Source organism: Corynebacterium tuscaniense (assembly GCF_008693065.1).
Lineage (GTDB): Bacteria > Actinomycetota > Actinomycetes > Mycobacteriales > Mycobacteriaceae > Corynebacterium > Corynebacterium tuscaniense.
In genome coordinates, this window is the sequence record NZ_VXKH01000134.1 from 1 (window position 1) to 1,132 (window position 1,132).

Consider the following 1,132-nt stretch of genomic DNA (forward strand, 5'->3'; position numbering starts at 1 on the left):
ACCAGCAGGATTCAATTCTTTCAGTTCGAAGCTTTACGGATAATAAACGAGCCACTAACAGCCCCGAGAAAGAAGAACATGACCCAGAATGCAATAGAACTCTTCATCCTGCGAGCAAGAAGAGTCCTCAACCACAGCCTCCTTACCTCAGACAGGCGATTGCTCCAGCGCTTGCACGACGGAGAATTTAAAATTCAGATAACCAAAAACACTTTGACCGGCGAAACCTCACAGCTACTTAAAGCGACATACCCGAAAGAGGAGCAACTTGAATCCCTGGCTGCACGCCTCCGTCCGCTAATCTTAGGAAGCGACGAAGTCCACTATGAGAAAGTCCTGACAGAGATAGAATTTGCAACGAACGCAGAACTTCTTAACCAGTACATTGAACCTATCAGCTGGTGGAAAGATCGATGGAAAGCTGCCTACAACAAACCTGCCGCGGCATCCAGCTCACCATCCGACATTCAAGCCTACCGCCTCATTACAGATGCAGGAACTTACAACGACGTTTTCCTAATGGATCGCTGGCTCTACGGAGATCTCGTTCACGCTGATGATTTAACTCAAACAGTACAGGGTATCGATATCGAAGACCGATTTCGGGCTGCCGCCCACTCGATTTCGCGTATCGCCATAATGACTGAGGCAACCTATTACATGATCCTCCTACTGCGGGAAGCCGGCCTACTCTCGGTCAACCCCACTGCATTCAATGAAAAAGTAAGTGTTCAACAGCCTGATTTGGAACAACGAATTAGAGCTTACAGCGCTCCAGTTGGGACCGAAATGCCAACAGATACTAACACTCTTGGCGATTCTTGGACAAACTTTGCCGAGGAGTTTCTGCCATCAACTTAGCACGCTATCAGCACCCGCCGGGCACAGATAGCAGAATCCAGGAAACCCTCTATGGCAAGCAGTTTATTTGCTGCTTCCCTATTCAGGCAACGACTGGACTCCGACGGCCTTTCAACTGGCCCCACAATGCAGAAACCTGTGGCGCGTGAGAGTGCCCACTCGCCAAATACCGAACACCCGAATTCCCCTCGTAGAGCGCCAACGTCTTCACTCGGCGACTTGGGCTGCCGCGTCTAGGATCGCCAAGAACTAAAGCGGCTCTTCAGGATTT

The 1,132-nt window shown here is 50.1% G+C and carries 1 protein-coding gene; it reads left to right on the plus strand.

Annotated elements, in window-relative coordinates; all coding sequences use genetic code 11:
• The coding region (locus F4V54_RS10865) for a hypothetical protein (protein WP_211359494.1) at positions 1 to 861 on the plus strand (861 nt) is incomplete at its 5' end.
• Positions 862 to 1,132: the final 271 nt, after the last annotated feature.